The following is an 18,272-nucleotide window of genomic DNA, read 5'->3' on the forward strand; positions in this document are numbered from 1 at the left end:
GCACGGTACGTCAGGTGGGGACCATATGCTTTGGACCAGGGTCCTAACAGGGACAGCCCCCTATGGATGATGAATAGCCTCAGGGATAATAAAGGCTCGCACCGGGCAGAACCCGCCATCACCAATCTAGGCGCTCGGCGGGCTATGCTCAAGGGCTTCGGCCAGGCTTTCGAGACGGGCTGCGATCCGGGCGAGCGCGGTCTCGCTGACTGCTGCTCCTTCCGGCGGCCGCTGTTCGATCTCGTCGAGGTCGTCGGCGAGCATCAGCGCGACGAACAGCATCGCGCGTTCGGCGCTGAGGCCGCCCGCGGCGCGCTGCGCGGTTGCCCAGCGCGCATCGATCATCGTCCCCAGCTGCCGGACGCGGCCTTCGTCGCCATCAGCGCAGGCGATCGGGTGGTTGCGACCGCCGATGTTGAGCATGACTTCGGCCATCAGCCTGGATTCCCACGAGCGATGACGTCGTCGAGCGCGGCGACCGCTTCGGCCATCCGCGCCTTCAGATCTGCATGACGTCGGGCGAGCGCATCGCCGCTTTTCGCACGCGCGTCGATCGCCGCCTCGATTCGGGCGATCGCGCCATCGATGCGATCGACTGCGGAAGGAGTGTCTGCCATGCCCCCCGGATAGCACGCAACGATCCCGCGGCAAGGCGGTTTCGGCCCGTCGGCCACGGCCCATGCGGTTGACAGGGCAGCCTGCCGCCCCGCAAAGGCTGCGCGCCCGCCCGCCGGAGTCTGACCCGGACTCCACGGGGCCGTGGCGCTGGAAATTTCAGGAGACGGACATGACGGTCAAGGTTGCGATCAACGGCTTCGGACGCATCGGTCGTCTCGTCGCGCGCGCGCTGCTTGAGAAGCAGGGCGATCTCGAACTCGTCGCGATCAACGATCTCGCCGACGCCAAGTCGAACGCGTGGCTGTTCAGCCGCGACAGCGTGCATGGCCGCTATCCCGGCGAAGTCTCGGCCGAGGGCAACGACCTGGTCGTCGACGGCAAGCGCATCCGCGTCACCGCCGAGCGCGATCCGGCGAACCTGCCGCACAAGGAACTGGGCGTCGACATCGTGCTCGAATGCACCGGCTTCTTTACCGACAACGTCTCGTGCCAGAAGCATATCGACGCTGGCGCCAAGAAGGTGCTGATCTCCGCGCCCGGCAAGGGTGTCGACCTGACCGTGGTTTACGGCGTCAACCACGACAAGCTGACCGCCGATCACAACATCGTCTCGAACGCATCGTGCACGACCAACTGCCTGGCGCCGGTCGCCAAGGTGCTGAACGACGCGATCGGTATCGAGCGCGGGCTGATGACGACGGTGCACGCCTATACCAACGACCAGAAGATCCTTGACCAGATCCATCCCGACCTGCGCCGTGCGCGCGCCGCGGCGATGAACATGATCCCGACCACGACCGGTGCCGCGCGCGCCGTCGCCGAGGTGCTGCCGGAGCTCAAGGGCAAGCTGGACGGCTCGGCGATCCGCGTGCCGGTGCCCGACGTGTCGCTGATCGACCTCACCTTCACCCCCAAGCGCGACACCACCCGCGACGAGGTCAACGCGGTGCTGAAGGCGGCGGCGGACAGCGGTCCGCTCAAGGGCATCCTGGTCTATACCGACGAGCCGCTGGTCTCGATCGACCTGATGCACTCGCCGCAGTCGTCGACCGTCGACAGCCTGGAAACCGCGGTGATCGACGGCAAGCTGGTCCGCGTGCTCAGCTGGTACGACAATGAATGGGGCTTCTCCAACCGCATGGTCGACACCGCGACCGCGATGGCGAAGTTCATCTGATCATAGCGTCCGTGTCCGTCCGACGTCCCCAAAGCCCGTCATGCCAGCGCAGGCTGGCATCTCCCGGTTCGGGCCGGGACGCTTCCCGACGGGAAGACCCCAGCCTACGCTGGGGTGACGGAGATACGGACGGCGGCGAATGCGGGAGCAGGGGAACGGCCTGTTGACCGGTAAATTGATAGGTATCGCCCGCCACCCGCGTGCGAAAGCGCCGATGGAGACGATCGACCATGTCGAGGTCACCATAGCGGGTGGCCTGCACGGCGACTTTCGCGGCGCGGTGAAGCCGGGCGGCAAGGGGCGTCGGCAGGTGACGCTGCTCGAGCGGATCGACTGGGATGCGGCGATGGCCGAGGTCGGTCATAACCTGCCCTGGTACCAGCGCCGCGCCAACCTGCTGGTCGAGGCGCTCGATTTGCCGCAGGTTGCCGGCGCGCGGCTGCGGATCGGGCGCGACGTGCTGCTCGAGATTACCCGCCATACCGATCCGTGCGAGCGCATGGAGGCGCTAGCGCCGGGATTGTTCGCGGCCCTGACTCCCGATTGGCGGGGCGGGGCCTGTTCGCGCGTTTTGGCCGGTGGCATGATTGCGATCGGCGATGAGATCAGGATCGAGACACCATGACCAAGGCTTTCAAGACGCTCGACGATATCGGTGAGATCACCGGCAAGCGCGTGCTGGTCCGCGAGGATCTCAACGTGCCGATGGCCGATGGTGCGGTGACCGACGACACCCGCCTGCGTGCGACGGTGGCGACGGTGTCGGAACTGGCGGACCGCGGCGCGATCGTCCTGATTCTCGCGCATTTCGGCCGTCCCAAAGGCATCCCGAGCCCCGAATTCTCGCTGTCGCAGGTCGTCCGGCCCTATGCCGCGGTGCTTGGCCGTCCGGTGCGCTATGTCGACTGGGAGGGGGCAACCGACGCCGTCGCCATGCTGCAGCCCGGCGACATCGCAGTACTGGAGAACACGCGCTTCTTCGGCGGTGAGGAAAAGAACGATCCGGCAGTAGTCGATCGCTTCGCGGCGCTGGGCGACCTCTACGTCAACGACGCCTTCTCCGCCGCGCACCGCGCGCACGCCTCGACCGAGGGTCTCGCCCATGTCCTCCCCGCCTTTGCGGGCCGTGCGATGGAGGCCGAACTCGATGCGTTGGAAAAGGCGCTGGGCGCTCCCGAGCATCCAGTCGCCGCGGTGGTCGGCGGCGCGAAGGTGTCGTCCAAGCTCGACGTGCTCCGTCACCTGGTGACCAAGGTCGATCACCTGATCATCGGCGGCGGCATGGCCAACACCTTCCTTGCGGCGCGCGGCGTCGCGGTCGGCAAGAGCCTGTGCGAGCATGAACTGGCCAGCGTCTGCGAACAGATCCTCGACGCCGCCGACAAGGCCAACTGCATCGTCCATCTGCCATACGACGTCGTCGTCGCGAAGGAATTCAAGCCGAACCCCGCGACCCGTACCGTCAATGTCCACGAGGTCGCGGCCGACGAGATGATCCTCGACGTCGGCCCGGCGGCGGTGGAGTCGCTCGGCGACGTGCTCAAGAACTGCCGCACGCTGGTCTGGAACGGCCCGCTCGGCGCGTTCGAGACCCCACCGTTCGACACCGCCACGGTCGCACTCGCGAAGACCGCCGCAGCACTGACTCAGGACGGCAGCCTCGTCTCGGTCGCCGGCGGTGGCGACACCGTCGCAGCCCTCAACCATGCAGGGGTCGCCAACGCGTTTACCTTCGTGTCCACGGCAGGCGGCGCGTTCCTGGAATGGATGGAAGGCCGCGAACTGCCGGGCGTGGCTGCACTTCGGCGTTGATCGGGAACCGTGGAACCTCTATGTTCAACATGTTGAACAGGACGCGATGATGCTTGGTGTACGGCTGGACGCGGAGACGGAATTGGCGCTCGACGCCATTGCCCGGCGTACGCGCCGGCCGAAGAGCCAGATCGCGCGGGAGGCCATCCGGTCGTATGTCCTGCGCAACGACGTCGAGGCGCGAGCGCGGGCGGAATGGCGCGCGATCAGCGACGCGGAGCGCGACAACCCGGAGCTGGATGCGGTGCTGGGTTCGGCGTTTCGTGACCTGAGCGACGATCTTGCAGCGCGGTGACATCGTCATCGCGAGCGAGAAGGGACCTTACGCGGGCAAACCGCGCCCTTGGCTGGTGTTGCAGAATTCCGCGTTTCTCGACCGGCCCTCGTCGATCACCGTCTGTATGATAACCTCGGAAGCGTTGCCGTCTGCGTTCCGGATCGCGGTCATGCCCGATGACCGGAACAACCTGCGCGATGCGTCTGTCGTGCTGCTCGACAAGATCCTCACGATCCGCGACGTCGCGGTCGACGCGGTCATTGGATCGCTCGACGACGGCGCCATGACGCGGGTCGACGACGCCGCGCGGCTCTGGCTCAATTTATAATCTCGTATCGACCAAAGGAATGAAGATGACCCCGATCGTAAAATCCATCCTCGACAAATACGAAGCTACCAGCCCGGCGGTTAAGGCGAACCTGACGCGCATCCTGATGCAGGGCCACCTCGGCGGCACGGGCAAGCTGGTTATTCTGCCGGTGGATCAGGGCTTCGAACATGGCCCGGCGCGCAGCTTTGCGATCAACCCGCCGGCGTATGATCCGCACTATCACTACCAGCTCGCGATCGATGCCGGGCTCAGCGCCTATGCGGCACCGCTCGGGATGCTCGAAGCGGGCGCCGATACGTTTGCCGGCCAGATTCCGACGATCCTCAAGTGCAACAGCTCGAACAGCTGGGCGACCAGCATCGACCAGGCCGTCACCGCCAGCGTCTCCGACGCGCTGCGGCTCGGTTGCGCGGCGATCGGCTTCACCATCTATCCGGGCGGCGACAACGTCTTCGAGCAGATGGAGGAAATCCGCGAGCTGTCCGAGGAGGCAAAGTCGGTCGGCATCGCCACCGTGATCTGGAGCTATCCGCGCGGCCCTAACCTGTCGAAGGACGCCGAACTCGCGCTCGACGTCGGTGCCTATGCCGCGCACATGGCAGCGCTGCTCGGCGCGCACATCATCAAGGTCAAGCTGCCGACCGCGCATATCGAGCAGAAGGACGCGCAGAAGGCGTATGAGGGCACCGACTGGTCGAAGCAGTCGGACCGCGTGAAGCACGTCGTCCAGTCGAGCTTTGCCGGACGCCGGATCGTGGTGTTCTCGGGCGGTGCGGCGAAGGGGTCGGACGCGGTCTATCAGGACGCCCGCGACATCCGCGACGGCGGCGGCAACGGCTCGATCATCGGCCGCAACACCTTCCAGCGCCCGCGTGCCGAGGCGCTGGAAATGCTCGCGAAGATCGTCTCGATCTACAAGAACGAGGAATAAGGCTCTGACGGATCGGGGGGGCGGGATTGATCACTTCCGCCCCCCCGATCGTCATCCCAGCGAAGGCTGGGATCTCCCGTGGCTCGGGCGGCACGTCGCCGCGGGAGACCCCAGCCTTCGCTGGGGTGACGAGGGGGTGGCAATGCTGTCCGCCCTCCACGGCAACAAGACAGGTGCATCGGACCGGCAAATTGCTCTAGGGCAGCGCGATGACCGACTTCGAAGATCCGCTGGGTCCCCTCGACCCCAATTTCGCCGCCAATTTCACGCGCGACCTGCGCCGGCCGAAATGCCAGCTCTACATTGTCTCGCCGCTCAACGTGACCGGCGGCTTTGCCGACCGGCTGGCACGCGCGCTCGACGCCGGCCCGGTTGCGGCGTTCCAGTTCCGCGTCAAGGACATCGACCAGCACGCCGCCGCCGCGCTCGCCGAGCCGTTGCAGCGGATCTGCGCCGACCGCGACGTCGCGTTCATCGTCAACGACAGCATCGCGCTGGCCAAGCGGCTCGGTGCCGACGGCGTCCATCTGGGCCAGGACGACGGCGACCCGCGCGAGGCGCGTGCGGAACTCGGCCCGGAGGCGCAGATCGGCGTCACCGCGCATGCAAGCCGCCATCTTGCGATGGACGCGGGCGAGGCGGGGGCCGACTATGTCGCGTTTGGCGCGTTCCATCCGACCACGACCAAGACCACCGAGCATGTCGCGGAGCCCATACTACTGTCGTGGTGGTCGACGCTGTTCGAGATCCCGTGCGTCGCGATCGGCGGTATCACGATCGCCAACGCACCGCCGCTGGTGGCTGCGGGTGCCGACTTCCTTGCCGTGTCGAACGGCATCTGGGGCGGTGACGAAGCCCAGGCCGTCAAGGCGTTCGCCGATCTGCTGGGGGATCGCGCGTCGCTGTCGGCGGCGTGATCCTTCGGGTCTGCCAGTACTGGTTCCGCTGATAACCGAACACGGTTCTCCTGCGAAAGCAGGAGCCCAGGAGTCTCGAGCGCTGCCTTGAGTAACCCTGGGCTCCTGCTTTCGCAGGAGAACGGCATGGTTTCGACGGCCGCGCGCGCCCGATCCGTTCAAGGGAAACAACCGTCCGTCCGACCGTTGGTGCGAAAGCGTAACGGTTAGGAAACACGATGAAGGCGATCGCGGCAACGGTTCTCGGCTTGGCGTTCATGAGCGCCGCGGTGTCGGCAGCGCCCACTCCGCCGCTCGATCGCGGGGTGTTGAAGGTCCAGGTGATCCTCGACAAGCTCGGCTTCTCGCCCGGCGTACTGGATGGGCGGCGCGGCATGACGCTGACCGCCGCGATCAAGGGGTTCCAGGAAAATCGCGGGCTGCCGACGACCGGTGAGCTCGATCAGGCGACCGTCGAGGCACTGAAGCCCTATGCCGGGGTCGAGGCGACCAAGACGCTGACGCTGTCCGCCGCGGCGCTTGCCGGTCCGTACTACGTGATTCCCAAGGGCGAGGACGAACAGGCGAAGCTGCCGGCGCTCGGCTATCGCTCACCGATGGAGAAGCTGGCGGAGATGTTCCACACCACCCCGCAGGTGCTGATGGAGCTGAATTCGCCGCAGACGCTGCTCAAGCCCGGCACCAAGGTAGTGTTCCCCAACGCGCTGCCGACCTCGCGTGCGTACGACCAGAAGCTGAAGCCCGACTGGCTCGCGACGCTGGCGATGCTCAATGTCGATGCGAACCAGCCGCAGGCGGACAAGATCGTCGTCGACAAGTCCGAGAAGGTGCTGAAGGCCTATGACAAGGCCGGCAAGCTGGTCGCGCTGTTCCAGGTGACGACGGGCAGCACGCACGATCCGCTGCCGCTGGGCACCTGGAAGATCAACGGCGCGGACTACAACCCGAAGTTCCATTACAACCCGGCGTTGTTCTGGGACGCGAAGAAGGACGACAAGAAGGCGATGCTGCCGGCGGGGCCGAACGGTCCGGTCGGCGTGGTCTGGCTTGACCTGTCGAAGGAGCATTACGGCATCCACGGCACGCCGGTGCCCGAGCTGATCGGGCGGACCGCGAGCCATGGCTGCGTCCGGCTGGCGAACTGGAACGCCGCGCGCCTCGCGATGATGGTCAAGCCCGGTACGCCGGTGGTGTTCCAGGAATAGGCCCGTGACGCGGACCTTCTGGGTTATCCTGACGCTGATCGTCGTCGCGGTCGGCGGGTTTGCGTCGATGCTGTCGTTCGGCGGCGGCAGCACCCGCATCCCGTGGCACCCGAAGGCGCCGACGGTCGTCCCCGTTGCTGTCCGGCAGGGGGTGCTGGCCGTGCCGGTCGCCGGTGTCCGCCGCGACCAGATCGCCGATAGCTGGAACGATGCGCGGGGCGGCGGCACGCGCGGGCACCACGGCACCGACATCATGGCGTCGGCCGGTGCGTCGGTGGTGGCCGCGGCGCCGGGGCGGATCGAGAAGCTGTTCCAGAGCAACCTCGGCGGGACGACGCTGTACGTCCGCTCGGTCGACGGCGGCTGGACCTATTATTACGCACACCTCGCCGGCTACGCCCCCGGCGTGCATGAGGGACAGGTCGTGAAGGCCGGCGATCCGCTCGGGTTCGTCGGCGATACCGGCGACGCGGGGGCGGGCAACTACCACCTGCATTTCGGGATCACGCGGATGGCGCCGGGCCAGCGCTGGTGGGAGGGCGAGAACGTCAACCCGTACCCCCTGCTTGCCGGTAAGGGCGCCGGCGGCTAAAGGCCTGCGCTTCGCTCTTTCCAGCAGGTATAGGTCATGAAGATCAACGCGGTCGAGATTCGTCCCGGCAACATTCTCGAATATGAAGGCGGCATCTGGCGCGCGGTCAAGATCCAGCACACGCAGCCCGGCAAGGGCGGTGCGTACATGCAGGTCGAGATGAAGAACCTGATCGACGGCCGCAAGAACAACGTCCGCTTCCGTTCGGCCGAGAGCCTGGAAAAGGTCCGGCTCGACACCGTCGACTTCCAGTACCTGTTCCGCGAGGGCGACACGCTGACCTTCATGGACAAGGTGAACTACGAGCAGATCACGCTTGACGCCGACATCCTGGGCGACGCCGCGGCGTTCCTGCAGGACGGCATGGACGTGGTCATGGAGCTTTGGGAAGAGCGGCCGATCTCGGTCCAGCTGCCCGACACGATCGAGGCGATGATCGTCGAGGCCGATGCCGTGGTGAAGGGGCAGACCGCCTCGTCGAGCTACAAGCCCGCGATCCTCGAGAACGGCGTCCGCGTGATGGTGCCGCCGCATATCGGTGCGGGGACCAAGATCGTCGTCGACGTGTACGAACAGACCTACGTCCGCCGCGCGGACTGATTGCTGCTCCCCCTCCCGTAAGCGGGAGGGGGCTGGGGGGTGGGCTCGCGCCATCGCCACCAGTTTCGGTTGAAAGCGCGAGCCCACCCCCGACCCCTCCCGCAAGCGGGAGGGGGGAGTTAGACTAACATGGCATCCCATTCCGGCATCATGACCGTCATCGAACGCGCGGCACGCAAGGCGGCCCCCCGCCTGCGTCGCGATTTCAACGAGGTCCAGCAGCTCCAAGTCAGCCGCAAGGGTCCGGCCGACTTTGTCAGCCAGGCCGATCAGCGCGCCGAACAGACGATCTACGAGGAGCTCGTCCACGCTCGTCCCGACTGGGGCTTCCTGATGGAAGAGCGCGGCGAGATCCTCGGCGATCCGAACAAGCCGCGGTTCATCGTCGATCCGCTCGATGGCACCTCGAACTTCCTCCACGGCATGCCGCATTTCTGCATCTCGATCGCGGTCGAGGAGCCGATGCCCAACGGCAAGCGCGAGATCACGACGGCGCTGGTGTACCAGCCGCTAACCGACGAGAGCTTCTGGGCGGAAAAGGGCCGTGGCGCATGGCTTACCGACCAGCGGCTGCGGGTGTCGTCGCGCCGTGACCTGTCGGAATCGCTGATCGCGACCGGCATCCCGTTCCTCGGGCACGGCGACTTCGCGCAGTGGAGCCGCATCTTCGGTGCGGTTGCCCCTGAGGTTGCGGGTATCCGCCGGCTCGGCGCCGCTGCGCTCGATCTCGCCTGGCTCGCTGCCGGTCGGTTCGACGGGTTCTGGGAATCGGACCTGAAGCCGTGGGACGTGGCGGCTGGCATGCTGCTGGTCAAGGAAGCCGGCGGGTTCGTCACCGACTTCCGCGGCGGCGACAAGCCGATGGAGCGCAACGAGTTCCTCGCCGCCAACGACTCACTGCACTCGCGGCTCCACAAGCTGGTCGCCGGCGCGCTGCGTTAAACGCGAGGCGCTACGCCAGAGAAGTCCCCGTCATGCTGAACTCGTTTCAGCATCTACCGTCGCGAGCGTGGTTCCTAATTTGGAAGCCTGCGCGTGCCGCACGGTGGATCCTGAAACAAGTTCAGGATGACGGCGGGGGCGGGAAGGCGGCGCGATATGCGGGATGGCTGGGGTCGATGTGGTGGGCCGGGCCGCCCCAATTGCATATCCTGTCCCGCATGTTGCGAGTGATTCTCACAGCCTCACCGCCTTGCCCCTCCGGGCCCATCGGCCTAAAGCGGCCCCGTTCCGTTCGCACATGCGAGAAGCCCCTTGGTTGACCTGTCGCAATATCTTCCGATCCTGCTGTTCCTGGGGGTCGCGATCGCGCTTTCGAGCACGTTCGTATTCCTGCCGATGGCGGTTTCGCGCCTAACCGGCTCGCACAAGCCCACGCCTGAAAAGCTCAGCGAATACGAGTGCGGCTTCCCCGCGTTCGAGGATCCGCGCAGCCAGTTCGACGTGCGCTTCTACCTTATCGCCATCCTGTTCATCATCTTCGATCTCGAAGCGGCGTTCCTGTATCCTTGGGCAGTCAGCGTCTTCACGCTCGGCTGGACCGCGTGGATCTCGATGATGGTCTTTATCGCCGAGCTGGCGCTCGGCCTCGTCTACGCCTGGAAGAAGGGCGCGTTGGATTGGGAATGATCATGAACGCAGGGCATTCCGGCCCCGTCGAGCTCGACCGCAACCCGGGCGCGATCGTCGCGCCCGGCCAGGGTTTCTTCGACGGGCTGAACGGTGAACTGACCGACAAGGGATTCCTCGTCACGTCGACCGAGGACCTGTTCCAGTGGGCGCGTACCGGCTCGCTGTGGTGGATGACGTTCGGGCTCGCATGCTGCGCGGTCGAGATGATCCACGTCAACATGCCGCGCTACGACCTCGAGCGCTTCGGCGCCGCACCGCGCGCAAGCCCTCGCCAGTCCGACGTGATGATCGTCGCCGGCACGCTGTGCAACAAGATGGCGCCTGCGCTGCGCAAGGTCTACGACCAGATGTCGGAGCCAAAATACGTGATCTCGATGGGGTCGTGCGCCAATGGCGGCGGCTATTACCATTACAGCTACAGCGTCGTTCGCGGTTGCGATCGCGTGGTGCCGGTGGACATCTATGTCCCCGGCTGCCCGCCGACCGCAGAGGCGCTGCTGTACGGCATCATGCAGTTGCAGCGTAAGATCCGGCGGTCCGGGAGCATCGAACGGTGAGGGCGCCCGCACCGGCCTATACGTCGAACGACGGCGTCATCGACGCGGCGCGCGCGGCGTTGGGCGGCAGCCTGATCGACGCAGTCGAGCGCGTCGGCGAGGTTGCGCTCTATGTCGAGCGCGATGCCGTGTACGACGCGATGATCGTCCTGCGCGACACACCGGGGCTTGCGTATCAGCAGCTGATGGAGATCGCTGGCGTCGACTATCCGGAGCGCGAGCCGCGGTTCGAGGTGGTCTATTGCCTGCTCTCGCTGACCCGCAACCACCGCATCCGCGTCCATGTCGCGGCCGGCGAGGACACGCCGGTACCGTCGGTGACGGGCATCTGGCCGGTCGCCGGCTGGCTCGAGCGCGAAGTCTACGACATGTACGGCGTGCTGTTCAGCGGCAATACCGACCTGCGCCGCATCCTGACCGACTATGGGTTCAGCGGGCATCCGCAGCGCAAGGACTTCCCGCTGACCGGGTATGTCGAGCTGCGCTATTCGGAAGAAGCCAAGCGCGTGGTGTACGAACCCGTGCAGCTGGCGCAGGACTTCCGCACCTTCGATTTCACCAGCCCGTGGGAGGGCGCGCAATACGCGCTGCCCGGCGACGAAAAGGCTGCGCTGCCCGAGGCGAAGGGCGCACCCACGCCGCTGAGCGCCGCCGCGATCCAGAAGGCCGACGCGGCGCAGAGCGCGACCAAGGCGCCGGCCGCGCCGAGCGAGCCCTATGCCAAGAAGGATGCGACCAGCACCGCGCAGAGCGGCGCGGGCGAACCGCATCCGGGCAACCAGAAGCAGGACAAGCCCGCTGAGTCGGACGTGATCCCGACCAAGGGTGGAGGACAGAACCAGTGAGCGACTATGTCGACGAACTGCTGCATGTTTCGGACGATGCCGATCCCACCACGGGTGACGTCGCGATCCAGAACTACACGATCAACTTCGGTCCGCAGCATCCGGCCGCGCACGGCGTGCTGCGGCTGGTCATGGAGCTGGACGGCGAGATCGTCGAGCGGGTCGATCCGCATATCGGTCTGCTCCACCGCGGCACCGAGAAGCTGATCGAGTACAAGACCTACACCCAGGCGCTGCCGTATTTCGACCGGCTCGATTACTGCTCGCCGCTGTGCATGGAGCATAGCTGGGTGCTGGCGGTCGAGAAGCTGCTCGACCTCGAAGTGCCGATCCGCGCGCAGTATCTCCGCGTGTTCTTCGCCGAGCTGACGCGCATCTCGAACCACATGCTCAACCTCGGGTCGCACGTCATGGACGTCGGCGCGATGACGCCTAACCTGTGGATGTTCGAGATCCGCGAGGATTGCATGAACTTCTTCGAGCGCGTGTCGGGCGCGCGCATGCATTCGAACTATTTCCGTCCCGGCGGCGTGCATCAGGACGCGCCGTTGAAGCTGCTAGCCGACATCGGCGACTGGCTCGACACGCGCCTGCCGCGGTTGTTCGAGGACGCGATTTCGCTGGTCGCCGACAACCGCATCTTCAAGCAGCGCAACGTCGACATCGCGACGGTGAGCCGTGACGACGCGATCAAATGGGGCTTTTCGGGCCCGATGATCCGCGGTTCGGGGATTGCCTGGGATCTGCGCAAGTCGCAGCCATACGACGTGTACGCGAAGATGGACTTCGACGTGCCCGTCGGTACCCGCGGCGATTGCTATGACCGGTTCATGGTGCGCGTCGAAGAGGTCCGCCAGTCCGCGCGGATCATGAAGCAGTGCCTGGCTGAAATGCCCGAGGGCCCGATCGCGAGCCTCGACCGCAAGGTCGTGCCGCCCAAGCGCGCCGAGATGAAGCATTCGATGGAAGCGCTGATCCATCACTTCAAGCTTTACACCGAGGGCTTTCACGTGCCGGCAGGCGACGTCTATGTCGCGACCGAAAGCCCCAAGGGCGAGTTCGGCGTGTACCTGGTCGCCGATGGCTCGAACAAGCCCTACCGCTGCAAGATCCGCCCGACCGCGTTCTCGCATCTGCAGGCGATGCACTTCATGATGAAGGGCCACATGCTCGCGGATACGACCGCAGTGCTCGGCGCGATGGATATCGTTTTTGGTGAATGTGACCGCTGATGGCTGAAGCCCCCAAAATACCCGACGAGGCAGAAACCCGCGCACGCTGGGGTTCGTTCGCGTGGACGGACGAGAACCAGGTGAAGGCGAACGAGATCTTCGGGCGCTATCCCAAGGGTCGCGAGCAGTCGGCGTCGATCCCGTTGCTCGATCTGGCGCAGCGCCAGGTCGGTGCGGAAACGCAGACGCAGGGCTGGTTGCCGGTGCCGGTGATCGAGTTCGTCGCGCGTCAGATCAGCGTGCCATACATGCGCGTGTACGAGGTCGTGACATTCTACACGATGTTCAATCTGGCGCCGGTCGGTCGTTTCCACGTTCAGGTCTGCGGCACGACGCCGTGCATGCTGCGTGGGTCGGACGACGTTCTCGCCGCGTGCAAGAACCGTGGTCTGGTCAAGGGCGGCACGACGCCGGACGGCATGTTCACGCTGACCGAAGTCGAGTGCCTGGGCACCTGCGCGAACGCGCCGATGGTGCAGATCAACGACGATAACTTCGAAGACCTCGATTACGACAAGACGACCGAGATCCTCGAGGCGCTGGCCAATGGCGGGCACCCGACGCCGGGACCGCAATTCGGTCGTCGCGCGAGCTGCCCCGAAGGCGGCCCGACCTCGCTGAAGGCGATGGTCGACGCGAACCACGATTACCGGGGGGAGTGGGCCTGATGCTCGCCGACAAGGACCGCATCTTTACCAACGTCTACGGTTTCCAGCCGTGGAATATCGACGCGGCGATCATGCGCGGCGATTGGGACAACACCAAGGACCTGATGGCGCTCGGGCAGGACGCGATCATCGACGTGATGAAGGCGTCGGGGCTGCGCGGCCGTGGCGGGGCGGGCTTCCCGACCGGCACCAAATGGTCGTTCATGCCGAAGGAGCCGAAGCCGGACCGGCCGAACTTCCTCGTCATCAACGCCGATGAATCCGAGCCGGGCAGCTGCAAGGATCGCGAGATCATCCGCCACGATCCGCACAAGCTGATCGAAGGCGCGCTGATCGCCGGGTTCGCGATGCGCGCGCGCGCCGCGTACATCTACATCCGCGGCGAATATATCCGCGAGGCCGAGACGCTGTTCGCAGCCGTCGCCGAGGCGTATGACCGCGGCTTCATCGGCAAGAATGCGTGCGGGTCGGGCTACGACTTCGACGTGTTCGTGCATCGTGGTGCAGGCGCCTACATCTGCGGCGAAGAGACCGCGATGTTGGAGAGCCTCGAGGGCAAGAAGGGCCAGCCGCGGCTGAAGCCACCTTTCCCGGCAGGTGCTGGACTCTATGGCTGCCCGACGACGGTCAACAACGTCGAATCGATCGCGGTCGCGCCGACGATCCTGCGGCGTGGCGCTGCGTGGTTCTCCAGCTTCGGCGCCGAGAACAACCGCGGCACCAAGCTGTTCCAGATCAGCGGCCATGTGAACAAGCCGTGCGTGGTCGAGGAAGAGATGAGCATCTCGTTCCGCGACCTGATCGAGACGCATTGCGGCGGTATCCGTGGCGGTTGGGACAATCTGCTCGCGGTGATCCCGGGTGGCTCATCGGTGCCGCTGGTGCCCGCAGCGCAGATCATGGACTGCGCGATGGACTTCGACGGCCTGAAGGCGGTCGGCTCGGGTCTCGGCACCGCGGCGATCATCGTCATGGACAAGTCGACCGACATCGTCCGCGCGATCAGCCGCATCTCGTACTTCTACAAGCATGAGAGCTGCGGTCAGTGCACGCCGTGCCGCGAGGGCACCGGCTGGATGTGGCGCGTGATGGAGCGGATGCGCACCGGCGACGCCGAACTGTCCGAGATCGACATGCTCCAGCAGGTCACCAAGCAGGTCGAGGGTCACTCGATCTGCGCGCTCGGCGACGCAGCCGCATGGCCGATCCAGGGCCTGATCAAGCATTTCCGCCCCGAGATGGAACGCCGCATCACCGAGAAGCGCGCGCATGCCACCAAGGGCGACCTGGCACCGATGATGGAAGCGGCCGAATAATGCCAACAGTCAAAGTCGATGGCGTCGAGATCGAGGTGCCTCAGGGTGCCACCGTGCTGCAGGCGTGTGAGCTTGCCGGCAAGGAGATCCCGCGTTTCTGTTATCATGAGCGCCTCAGCATCGCCGGCAATTGCCGGATGTGCCTGGTCGAGGTGAAGCCTGGTCCGCCCAAGCCGCAGGCGTCTTGCGCGCTGCCGGCGGCGGACAAGCAGGAGATCTTCACCAACTCGCCGATGGTGAAGAATGCCCGCGAGGGCATTATGGAATTCCTGCTCATCAACCATCCGCTCGATTGCCCGATCTGCGATCAGGGCGGCGAGTGCGATCTGCAGGACCAGTCGGTCGCCTATGGCCGCGGCCATTCGCGCTATGACGAGAACAAGCGCGCGGTCACCGAGAAGTATATGGGTCCGATCGTCAAGACGGTCATGACCCGCTGCATCCAGTGCACGCGCTGCATCCGCTTTGCCGAGGAAGTCTCGGGCGTCGAGGAGATCGGTGCGATCTTCCGCGGCGAGGACATGCAGATCACGTCCTATCTCGAGAACGCCGTGAAGAGCGAACTCAGCGGCAACGTAGTCGATTTGTGCCCGGTGGGTGCGCTGACGTCGAAGCCGTATGCGTTCGAGGCGCGTCCTTGGGAGCTCCGGAAAACGCTGACGATCGACGTGATGGACGCGGTCGGTACCAACATCCGGCTCGACAGCCGTGGTCGCCAAGTGCTGCGTTGCGTCCCGCGGATCAACGAGGACGTGAACGAGGAGTGGGCGACCGACAAGACGCGCCACGCCATCGACGGCCTCGTCCGTCGTCGTCTCGACAAGCCTTATGTCCGGGTGAACGGCAAGCTCGTTCCGGCGACCTGGGACGAGGCCTTCGCTGCCATTGCCGCGGTCGACGCGGGTAGCAGCGTCGCGGCAATCGCCGGCGACTTGGTCGATTGCGAGACGATGTTCGCCGCCAAGGCGCTGCTCGCCAAGATGAGTTCGACGATGCTCGAAGGCCGCCAGACCGGCATGGCGTACGACACGTCGAGCATGGCCGCGGTCAATTTCAACACGACGATCGCCGGCACCGAGCGCGCCGACGCGATCCTGCTGGTCGGCACCAACCTGCGCTGGGAAGCGCCGCTGGTGAACACGCGCATCCGCAAGGCGATCAAGAAGGGCGCGAAGGTCTTCGCGATCGGGGCGGAGACGGACCTGACCTACAAGGTCGAATGGCTCGGCGATGATCTGGCGCTTCTCGGCAACCTGCCCGAGGCAGTGACGGAGCTGTTCGGCAAGGCCGAGCGCCCGATGGTGATCGTCGGCGGTGCCGCGCTGAAGGGCGGCCACGGTGCCGCGTTGCAGTTCGCACAGACGTTCAACCTGGTGCGCGACGGCTGGAACGGCTTCAACGTCGTCCACATGGCGGCATCGCGGATGGGCGGGCTGATGCTCGGCTATGCGCAGAAGGGCGGCATCGCCGACGTGATGGGGGCGAAGCTCGGCTTCTTCCTCGGCGCCGACGAGGTCGACTTCTCGCAGTTCGCGGGCTTCAAGGTGTTCGTCGGCCATCACGGCGACAAGGGTGCGGCGGCTGCCGACGTCATCCTGCCGGGCGTGACCTATGCCGAGAAGTCGGGAACGTGGGTCAACCTGGAGGGCCGCGTCCAACGCGGCGAGCGCGCGGTGTTCGCCCCCGGCGACGCGCGCGACGACTGGTCGATCTTCCGGGCGCTGTCCGAAGTGCTCGGTCAGACGCTGCCGTTCGACAGCCTCGTCGGGCTGCGCGAGGAAATGTACGCCGCGGTGCCGGCGCTTCGCCATCAGGCGCTTGCGACGTTCGACTGGGCGGCGCCTGCGTTGTCCGGGTCGGGTGAGGGCGTCCTCGCCGGCTATCCGATCAAGGATTTCTACCTGACCAACGCGATCTGCCGCGCATCGCCGACGATGCAGCGCTGCTCGGCCGAACTGCTCCACGGCGAAGACTTCGCGGAGGCGGCGGAATGACCAGCTTCTTCCAGAACAGTGTCGGCCTGCCATATGGCTGGGCGTGGTTCGTCTCGACGATCATCGGCATCCTCGTGATCGCGCTGCCGCTGATGCTTGCGGTCGCGATGATCATCTACGCCGATCGTAAAATCTGGGCGGCGATGGCGTTGCGGCGTGGGCCCAACGTGGTCGGCCCGTTCGGCCTGTTGCAGAGCTTCGCCGACGGCCTGAAGGTGTTCCTGCAGGAAACCATCATCCCCGCAGCGGCCAACCGGACGCTGTTCCTGCTGGCGCCGATCATCACCTTCACGGTCGCGCTGATCGTCTGGGCCGTGGTGCCGTTCCAGACCGGCGTGGTGCTCGCCGACATAAACGTCGGGCTGCTCTACGTGCTCGCGGCGTCGTCGCTTGGCGTCTACGGGATCATCCTGTCGGGCTGGGCGTCGAACTCGAAATACCCGTTCTACTCGGCGCTTCGTGCAGCCGCGCAGATGGTCAGCTACGAGGTCGCGATCGGCTTCATCCTGATCTCGGTCGTGCTGTGGTCGGGGACGTTCAACCTGTCGGGCATCGTGCTCGCGCAGACCAACGTCTACCTTCACCTCAACGGCAATTTCTTGAACCCGCTGCTGTTCCCGATGGCGGTGATGTTCTTCATCTCGAGCCTGGCGGAAACGCAGCGCGCGCCGTTCGATCTGACCGAGGCGGAGAGCGAGCTCGTCGCCGGGTACCAGACCGAATATTCGTCGATGTCGTTCGCGCTGTTCTGGCTCGGTGAATACGCCAACGTCATCCTGATGTGCGCGCTCAACGCGATCCTGTTCTGGGGCGGGTATCTGCCGCCGGTCGACTGGGCGCCGCTCTATTACGTGCCCGGGATCATCTGGCTGTTCGCCAAGATGCTGTTCTTCTTCTTCCTGTTCAGCTGGGTGAAGGCGACCGTGCCGCGCTATCGCTACGACCAGCTGATGCGGCTGGGTTGGAAAATCTTCCTGCCGGTGTCGCTGTTCTGGGTTTTCCTCGTGTCGGGCTATCTCATGCTGACGCGCGTTGGAGTGGGTTCATGAGCGTCGCTCAGATCATCAAGTCGTTCACCCTGTGGGAGTTCGTGAAGGCGCACGCGTTGACGCTTCGCTATTTCTTCAAGGAAAAGGCGACGATCAACTACCCGTACGAGCGCAATCCGGTCAGCCCGCGGTTCCGCGGCGAGCATGCGCTGCGCCGTTATCCGAACGGCGAGGAACGCTGCATCGCGTGCAAGCTGTGCGAGGCCGTGTGCCCCGCGCAGGCGATCACGATCGAGGCCGAGCCGCGCGATGACGGCAGCCGCCGTACGACGCGCTACGACATCGACATGACCAAATGCATCTATTGCGGTCTGTGTGCCGAGGCGTGCCCGGTCGATGCGATCGTCGAGGGGCCAAACTACGAATTCTCGACCGAGACGCGCGAAGAGTTGATCTACGACAAGTCGAAACTGCTCGATAACGGCGATCGCTGGGAAAGCGCCATCGCGGCGAACCTTGCCGCCGATGCGCCGTACCGGTAGGCGCAGCCGCATGTATCGCCACCCCCTCGTCATCCCA

At 65.4% G+C, this 18,272-nt stretch carries 22 protein-coding genes; 20 read left to right on the top strand and 2 right to left on the bottom strand.

What is annotated here, in order from left to right; genetic code table 11:
* Positions 1-126: 126 nt before the first annotated feature.
* Together SJY20_RS06335 and SJY20_RS06340 are read right to left on the bottom strand one after the other, a co-directional pair.
* Positions 127-435, bottom strand: a complete 309-nt coding sequence (locus SJY20_RS06335) for a cell division protein ZapA (protein ID WP_380785759.1) — start codon at positions 433-435, stop codon at positions 127-129.
* Complete coding sequence (locus tag SJY20_RS06340; protein WP_380785760.1) at positions 435-617, bottom strand: hypothetical protein; 183 nt, start codon at positions 615-617, stop codon at positions 435-437. Before SJY20_RS06340 ends, SJY20_RS06335 begins: the two co-directional genes overlap by 1 nt.
* Before the next feature lie 170 nt (positions 618-787).
* Between SJY20_RS06340 and gap the strand changes: the two genes are divergently transcribed.
* From gap to nuoI, 20 genes are all read left to right on the top strand, one after another.
* Positions 788-1,795 carry a type I glyceraldehyde-3-phosphate dehydrogenase gene (gene gap, locus SJY20_RS06345; protein ID WP_380785761.1) on the top strand — a complete coding sequence of 336 codons (1,008 nt, stop codon included), beginning with the start codon at positions 788-790 and terminating at the stop codon, positions 1,793-1,795.
* A gap of 214 nt (positions 1,796-2,009) precedes the next feature.
* Positions 2,010-2,420: an MOSC domain-containing protein gene (locus SJY20_RS06350; RefSeq protein WP_380788592.1), complete on the top strand. Its 411-nt coding sequence runs from the start codon at positions 2,010-2,012 to the stop codon at positions 2,418-2,420.
* Positions 2,417-3,607 carry a phosphoglycerate kinase gene (locus tag SJY20_RS06355; protein ID WP_380785763.1) on the top strand — a complete coding sequence of 397 codons (1,191 nt, stop codon included), beginning with the start codon at positions 2,417-2,419 and terminating at the stop codon, positions 3,605-3,607. The genes SJY20_RS06350 and SJY20_RS06355 overlap by 4 nt, the downstream gene beginning before the upstream one ends.
* 49 nt (positions 3,608-3,656) lie before the next feature.
* Positions 3,657-3,902, top strand: a complete 246-nt coding sequence (locus SJY20_RS06360) for a ribbon-helix-helix protein, CopG family (RefSeq protein WP_380788594.1) — start codon at positions 3,657-3,659, stop codon at positions 3,900-3,902.
* On the top strand, positions 3,889-4,212 hold the full coding sequence (locus SJY20_RS06365) for a type II toxin-antitoxin system PemK/MazF family toxin (protein WP_380785765.1): 324 nt from the start codon (positions 3,889-3,891) through the stop codon (positions 4,210-4,212). Before SJY20_RS06360 ends, SJY20_RS06365 begins: the two co-directional genes overlap by 14 nt.
* Positions 4,213-4,231: 19 nt before the next feature.
* Positions 4,232-5,146, top strand: coding sequence for a class I fructose-bisphosphate aldolase (locus SJY20_RS06370; RefSeq protein ID WP_380785767.1), 915 nt, complete (start codon positions 4,232-4,234; stop codon positions 5,144-5,146).
* 209 nt (positions 5,147-5,355) lie between these two features.
* Entirely contained in the window at positions 5,356-6,063 is a 708-nt protein-coding gene (gene thiE / locus SJY20_RS06375; protein ID WP_380785768.1) for a thiamine phosphate synthase, read from the top strand.
* A 218-nt stretch (positions 6,064-6,281) separates the two neighbouring features.
* Positions 6,282-7,268: a L,D-transpeptidase family protein gene (locus tag SJY20_RS06380; RefSeq protein ID WP_380785769.1), complete on the top strand. Its 987-nt coding sequence runs from the start codon at positions 6,282-6,284 to the stop codon at positions 7,266-7,268.
* 4 nt (positions 7,269-7,272) lie between these two features.
* Complete coding sequence (locus SJY20_RS06385; RefSeq protein WP_380785771.1) at positions 7,273-7,860, top strand: peptidoglycan DD-metalloendopeptidase family protein; 588 nt, start codon at positions 7,273-7,275, stop codon at positions 7,858-7,860.
* A 36-nt stretch (positions 7,861-7,896) separates the two neighbouring features.
* Entirely contained in the window at positions 7,897-8,460 is a 564-nt protein-coding gene (efp, locus tag SJY20_RS06390; protein WP_380785772.1) for an elongation factor P, read from the top strand.
* Between the two features lie 129 nt (positions 8,461-8,589).
* Positions 8,590-9,402 (top strand): inositol monophosphatase family protein, encoded by an 813-nt coding sequence (locus SJY20_RS06395; RefSeq protein ID WP_380785773.1) that lies wholly within the window; start codon positions 8,590-8,592, stop codon positions 9,400-9,402.
* 312 nt (positions 9,403-9,714) lie between these two features.
* Positions 9,715-10,089 (top strand): NADH-quinone oxidoreductase subunit A, encoded by a 375-nt coding sequence (locus SJY20_RS06400; RefSeq protein WP_380785774.1) that lies wholly within the window; start codon positions 9,715-9,717, stop codon positions 10,087-10,089.
* Positions 10,086-10,649 carry a NuoB/complex I 20 kDa subunit family protein gene (locus tag SJY20_RS06405; protein WP_380785776.1) on the top strand — a complete coding sequence of 188 codons (564 nt, stop codon included), beginning with the start codon at positions 10,086-10,088 and terminating at the stop codon, positions 10,647-10,649. The genes SJY20_RS06400 and SJY20_RS06405 overlap by 4 nt, the downstream gene beginning before the upstream one ends.
* Complete coding sequence (locus SJY20_RS06410; protein WP_380785779.1) at positions 10,646-11,494, top strand: NADH-quinone oxidoreductase subunit C; 849 nt, start codon at positions 10,646-10,648, stop codon at positions 11,492-11,494. The genes SJY20_RS06405 and SJY20_RS06410 overlap by 4 nt, the downstream gene beginning before the upstream one ends.
* Before the next feature lie 17 nt (positions 11,495-11,511).
* Positions 11,512-12,726, top strand: coding sequence for an NADH-quinone oxidoreductase subunit D (locus SJY20_RS06415; protein WP_380788596.1), 1,215 nt, complete (start codon positions 11,512-11,514; stop codon positions 12,724-12,726).
* The gene (locus tag SJY20_RS06420; protein ID WP_380785781.1) at positions 12,726-13,394 is read left to right on the top strand and encodes a complex I 24 kDa subunit family protein; all 669 of its coding nucleotides are present in this window, start codon (positions 12,726-12,728) and stop codon (positions 13,392-13,394) included. The genes SJY20_RS06415 and SJY20_RS06420 overlap by 1 nt, the downstream gene beginning before the upstream one ends.
* On the top strand, positions 13,394-14,710 hold the full coding sequence (nuoF, locus tag SJY20_RS06425; protein ID WP_380785782.1) for an NADH-quinone oxidoreductase subunit NuoF: 1,317 nt from the start codon (positions 13,394-13,396) through the stop codon (positions 14,708-14,710). Before SJY20_RS06420 ends, nuoF begins: the two co-directional genes overlap by 1 nt.
* A complete protein-coding gene (gene nuoG, locus SJY20_RS06430) occupies positions 14,710-16,704 on the top strand; it encodes an NADH-quinone oxidoreductase subunit NuoG (protein WP_380785783.1) in 1,995 nt (664 codons plus the stop codon). Before nuoF ends, nuoG begins: the two co-directional genes overlap by 1 nt.
* Positions 16,701-17,753 carry an NADH-quinone oxidoreductase subunit NuoH gene (gene nuoH / locus SJY20_RS06435; protein WP_380785784.1) on the top strand — a complete coding sequence of 351 codons (1,053 nt, stop codon included), beginning with the start codon at positions 16,701-16,703 and terminating at the stop codon, positions 17,751-17,753. Before nuoG ends, nuoH begins: the two co-directional genes overlap by 4 nt.
* Positions 17,750-18,235 (top strand): NADH-quinone oxidoreductase subunit NuoI, encoded by a 486-nt coding sequence (gene nuoI, locus SJY20_RS06440; protein ID WP_031393837.1) that lies wholly within the window; start codon positions 17,750-17,752, stop codon positions 18,233-18,235. Before nuoH ends, nuoI begins: the two co-directional genes overlap by 4 nt.
* Positions 18,236-18,272: the final 37 nt, after the last annotated feature.

The sequence above is a fragment of the Sphingomonas sp. R86521 genome (assembly GCF_042466235.1).
Taxonomy (GTDB): domain Bacteria; phylum Pseudomonadota; class Alphaproteobacteria; order Sphingomonadales; family Sphingomonadaceae; genus Sphingomonas.

Bases quoted from the DNA above. Each gene is read 5' to 3' on its own strand.
- SJY20_RS06340 (WP_380785760.1), bottom strand. From the start codon at position 617: ATGGCAGACACTCCTTCCGCAGTCGATCGCATCGATGGCGCGATCGCC.
- SJY20_RS06355 (WP_380785763.1), top strand. From the start codon at position 2,417: ATGACCAAGGCTTTCAAGACGCTCGACGATATCGGTGAGATCACCGGC.
- SJY20_RS06420 (WP_380785781.1), top strand. From the start codon at position 12,726: ATGGCTGAAGCCCCCAAAATACCCGACGAGGCAGAAACCCGCGCACGC.
- SJY20_RS06405 (WP_380785776.1), top strand. From the start codon at position 10,086: ATGATCATGAACGCAGGGCATTCCGGCCCCGTCGAGCTCGACCGCAAC.
- efp (WP_380785772.1), top strand. From the start codon at position 7,897: ATGAAGATCAACGCGGTCGAGATTCGTCCCGGCAACATTCTCGAATAT.
- nuoF (WP_380785782.1), top strand. From the start codon at position 13,394: ATGCTCGCCGACAAGGACCGCATCTTTACCAACGTCTACGGTTTCCAG.
- nuoH (WP_380785784.1), top strand. From the start codon at position 16,701: ATGACCAGCTTCTTCCAGAACAGTGTCGGCCTGCCATATGGCTGGGCG.
- SJY20_RS06350 (WP_380788592.1), top strand. From the start codon at position 2,010: ATGGAGACGATCGACCATGTCGAGGTCACCATAGCGGGTGGCCTGCAC.
- SJY20_RS06380 (WP_380785769.1), top strand. From the start codon at position 6,282: ATGAAGGCGATCGCGGCAACGGTTCTCGGCTTGGCGTTCATGAGCGCC.
- SJY20_RS06335 (WP_380785759.1), bottom strand. From the start codon at position 435: ATGGCCGAAGTCATGCTCAACATCGGCGGTCGCAACCACCCGATCGCC.
- thiE (WP_380785768.1), top strand. From the start codon at position 5,356: ATGACCGACTTCGAAGATCCGCTGGGTCCCCTCGACCCCAATTTCGCC.
- SJY20_RS06395 (WP_380785773.1), top strand. From the start codon at position 8,590: ATGGCATCCCATTCCGGCATCATGACCGTCATCGAACGCGCGGCACGC.
- gap (WP_380785761.1), top strand. From the start codon at position 788: ATGACGGTCAAGGTTGCGATCAACGGCTTCGGACGCATCGGTCGTCTC.
- nuoI (WP_031393837.1), top strand. From the start codon at position 17,750: ATGAGCGTCGCTCAGATCATCAAGTCGTTCACCCTGTGGGAGTTCGTG.
- SJY20_RS06370 (WP_380785767.1), top strand. From the start codon at position 4,232: ATGAAGATGACCCCGATCGTAAAATCCATCCTCGACAAATACGAAGCT.
- SJY20_RS06360 (WP_380788594.1), top strand. From the start codon at position 3,657: ATGCTTGGTGTACGGCTGGACGCGGAGACGGAATTGGCGCTCGACGCC.
- nuoG (WP_380785783.1), top strand. From the start codon at position 14,710: ATGCCAACAGTCAAAGTCGATGGCGTCGAGATCGAGGTGCCTCAGGGT.